The 3,747-nt window shown below is 72.2% G+C and carries 4 protein-coding genes and 1 pseudogene; all 5 read left to right on the forward strand.

The genetic code is table 11. The annotated features are described in order from the left end of the window. Positions 1-188 precede the first annotated feature (188 nt). Positions 189-683 (forward strand): hypothetical protein, encoded by a 495-nt coding sequence (locus VGD70_RS14480; protein WP_331081962.1) that lies wholly within the window; start codon positions 189-191, stop codon positions 681-683. Continuing rightward, positions 683-934 carry an acyl carrier protein gene (locus tag VGD70_RS14485; protein ID WP_331081963.1) on the forward strand — a complete coding sequence of 84 codons (252 nt, stop codon included), beginning with the start codon at positions 683-685 and terminating at the stop codon, positions 932-934. Before VGD70_RS14480 ends, VGD70_RS14485 begins: the two co-directional genes overlap by 1 nt. Next, a complete protein-coding gene (locus tag VGD70_RS14490) occupies positions 931-2,133 on the forward strand; it encodes a beta-ketoacyl-[acyl-carrier-protein] synthase family protein (protein ID WP_331081964.1) in 1,203 nt (400 codons plus the stop codon). The genes VGD70_RS14485 and VGD70_RS14490 overlap by 4 nt, the downstream gene beginning before the upstream one ends. A gap of 4 nt (positions 2,134-2,137) precedes the next feature. Next, positions 2,138-3,223, forward strand: coding sequence for a beta-ketoacyl synthase N-terminal-like domain-containing protein (locus tag VGD70_RS14495; RefSeq protein ID WP_331081965.1), 1,086 nt, complete (start codon positions 2,138-2,140; stop codon positions 3,221-3,223). After that, positions 3,220-3,747 (forward strand): annotated as a pseudogene (locus tag VGD70_RS14500) (hypothetical protein); the annotation flags it as partial. The gene VGD70_RS14495 and the pseudogene VGD70_RS14500, both read left to right, overlap by 4 nt.

Below are 3,747 nucleotides of genomic sequence, written 5' to 3' on the forward strand. Positions count from 1 at the left end.
ACCAGCAGACCGGCGCCATGGGCGGCATGCCCATGATGGGTGGCGCGGGTGGCGGCGGCGGTGGCGGCGACCAGGAGCGCAGCACCGGCGCCCAGTGGCGCACCACCGGCGACCTGTTCGACGATGCCGCCGACGCCCAGCTGCGTGGGGCGTTCGGCGAGGGGCGCTAGCACGATGGAGGGGATCCGATGAGTGCTCAGGACAAGGCCGCGAAGGCGCGGGCGCGGATGGACCAGGTCCGCCGGGAGATGTCCGAGCGGCGCGCGCTGCGCACCCGCAACGCCCGCGCCGCCAAGGACAAGGCGCTGGACAGCCTCATGAAGCAGGGACCCGTCGCCGCGCAGGTCGCCAAGCACATGGGCGAGCTCGGCCGCCGCCGCGCGGCCGCCGGCGGCTGGGCCACCGAGAAGACCGAGCGGGACAAGGACTACATCCTCGGCTTCGGCGGCGAGGACGAGGAGCGCCGCGACGAGTTCGCGTTCCGGCCCTCGCCGCCGCCGCAGGCCGACCCGCCGCCCGGCGGCCTCGGCGCCATCGACGACGAGGAGACCGCGCCGCCGGCGCCGCCCACGCCGCCGGCCCCCGAGACACCCGCCGCGCGGCAGGTCCGCAGGCCGGTCCGCGAGGTTCTCGACGACGAGGACGACTTCTCCAGCCAGTCGTCCTGGATGCGGAACCAGTGATGAACGCCGCCGTCGCCGAGCGGGCCGACGAGATCAAGGCCGTCGTCTGCCGGGTGCTCGAGGTCGAGGCGCACGAGGTCGGCCCGGCCGACCACTTCGTCGACGACCTCGGCGCCGACTCGATGAAGCTCATCGAGCTGCTGGCCAACCTCGAGATCGAGTTCGACGTCGAGGTGGACCCCGCCGAGTTCGAGAAGCTCGTCAACCTCGACGGCGTCTACGACGTGCTGAGCGCGGCCCTGGACACATGAGCGAGGGCCGGGTGCGACGGGTCGCGGTCACCGGGCTCGGCGTGGTGTCGAGCATCGGCGTCGGCGCCGCCGACTTCGCCACGGGCCTGCGCGAGGGGCGCAGCGGAGCCCGGCCGATCAGCGTGTTCGACACCGAGGGCTTCGCGCACGACGTCGGCTGCGAGGTCGTGGGGTTCGAGCCGGCCGCGTGGCTCGACCGGGTGCCCGCCGACAGCTTGCCGCGGGCCGGCCAGTTCGCCGCGGCCGCCGCGCGGATGGCCGTGCGGGACGCTGGCATCGACCCCACCGACGCCCGCGCGCTGGTGTCCATCGGCACCACCGACGGCGGCGCGGACCGCGGCGAGCGGATCGCCGAGGCCGTCGTGCGCGGCACCGAGGTCAGTCCCGCCGAGACGGGCCGGGTGCCGGCCGCGCTGCTGTCCGTCGGCGTCGCGCGCGAGCTCGGACTGTCCACTGTGGAGATCTCGACGATCGCCACCGCCTGCGCGGCGGGCAACTACGCGATCGGCGACGGGTTCGACGCCGTGGCCACCGGCGACGTGGACGTGGCGCTGTGCGGTGGCGCGGATGCCATGTGCCGCATGACGTTCACCGGCTTCTACCGGCTCGGCGCGGTCGACCCGAGCGCCTGCCGGCCGTTCGACGTCAACCGGCAGGGCATCCTCACCGGCGAGGGCGCGGGCGTGCTGGTCCTCGAACCGCTGGACGCGGCGCTCGCCCGCGGCGCCCGGATCTACGCCGAGGTCCTCGGCTACGGGCTCAACTGCGACGCCGGCCACCCGGTCGCGCCGGACCGCGACTCGGTCGGCCGCTGCATGCGGCTCGCGCTCGAGGACGCGGGGGTCGAGCCGGGCGAGGTCGACCTGATCTCCGCGCACGGCACCGGGACCAAGGCCAACGACGTCACCGAGTGCGGCGCGATCGAGGACGTGTTCGGGCCGACGCCGCCGCGCACCGTGTCGGTGAAGTCCATGCTGGGCCACACGATGGGCGCGGCCAGCGCGCTGTCGGCGATCGCCTGCTCGCTCGCGATCGACGAGGGGTTCATCCCGCCGACGATCAACCACGTCGAAACCGACCCCGACTGCGACATCGACTGCGTGCCCAACGTCTCGGTCCCCGCCGACCTGCGGATCGTGCAGAACAACGCGCTCGCCTTCGGGGGCAACAACTCCGTCGTCCTGTTCGGCAGGAACTAGCGGCATGCCGACGGTGATCACCGCATGGTCTGCGACATCGCCGTTCGGCTACGGCCGCGCCGCGTTCGCCGACGCGGTCCGTGCCGGGCGCACCGCGCCCACCGTCGAGCACTCCGACGACTGGTTCCCCAAGCCGGACACCGCCCACGTCGTGCCGGCCTTCGACCTCACCGAACAGTTGGGGCGCAAGGGAACCAGCTCGATGGACCGGACCACGGCGCTGGCCGTCAGCACGCTGCGCCGCCTGCAGCGCGACGAGCCCGGGTCGGTCGCGCCCGACGCGCGCACCGGCGTCGTCCTCGGCACCACCAGCGGCAGCACCCAGACCCAGTTCGCGTTCACCGGCGACTCGCTCACCCGCCGCAAGCCCTACTTCGTCAACCCGGCGATGATGCCGTTCGCGCTGATGAACAGCGCCGCCGCGCAGTGCGCGAGCTGGCACGGGCTCACCGGACCCAACACGACGATCGCCGCCGGCCGCCTGTCCGGCATCGCCGTGCTGCGCTACGCCGGGCGCCTGCTGCGCACCGGGCGGGCGAGCGGGGTGTTCGCGGGCGCCGCGGAGGAGTACGGCGGGGCCCGCACGCTGCTGGAACGCGGGTCCGGCGGCACGTCGCCGCTCGGTGAGGGATGCGCCATGCTGTTCCTGCAGCCGTCGACCGGTGGGAACCGATCGGCGGTCGCGGAGGTCGTAGCGGTGGACACTCGGCTGGCGGTGGCGGGGGAGCCACGTATCGCGCTGGTCGAGTGTCTGCGCCGGGTCCTGGCCGGTGTCGCGCCGCACGAGGTGTGGGGGGTGGCGCTGTCCGGCCAGGACCCGGCCACGACGGCGATGGAGCGCGACGCGGTGGGCGAGGCGTTGGGACGGGAAGTCGGGCGGGTGGTCGTGCCGGGTGAGCTGATCGGCGACACCGGGGCGGCGACCGGCCCGTTCCAGCTCGCGGCCCTGCTCGCCCTCGCCGAGGGTGAGGATGTCCGCGGCCGGGTGGCGGTGGCCACCGCGGTCGACCGGGACGGCATGGTCGGTTGTGTGGTGGTTCGCCTGCTCGGCGGATCGGGGATTGCGAAGCAGGTTAGGGGTAGCCGATGAGCAGGTCGTGGCAGGAAGTCCAGACGCTGCTGGATGATCCGTATGTGGATGCGGATACCAAGGAGCATCTGCTCGCCGCGTACATGAGGGAGAGCGGCTACGTCGGCCGGCCCGGCTTGGGTGGTCCGGGGTATGGCGGTGGGTACGTCAACGAGGACGGTCTGCCTGAGGATGTGCGGCAGTATTACGACAAGTACAAGCTGCGCAGTGGTGATTTCAACCAGGGCTCGCTTGATGATGTGTATGCAGACGCTCAGGCGGAGTCGGAGGAGGCCGGTTACAGCGCGGGCCTGACCCAGGACGAGATCGACCGGAATACGTCCACTTTGGATGGTATGCAGGCGCCGGTTGAGGGGCAGTCCGGTGGGGTGGAGAAGTCCGACGAGATCTTCGAGTTGGCGCGGCCGGCGTTGAAGGTCTTTGAGAACTTCCTGCCGGTCAACGACAAGGTGCCGGGTGATTCGGTCGGCCGTTACGGGAAGCTCAAGTTCGAGGACATCAAGACCCGCTACGACGAGCAAATG

The sequence above is a fragment of the Actinophytocola sp. genome, from assembly GCF_036402745.1.
Classification (GTDB): Bacteria; Actinomycetota; Actinomycetes; order Mycobacteriales; family Pseudonocardiaceae; genus Actinophytocola.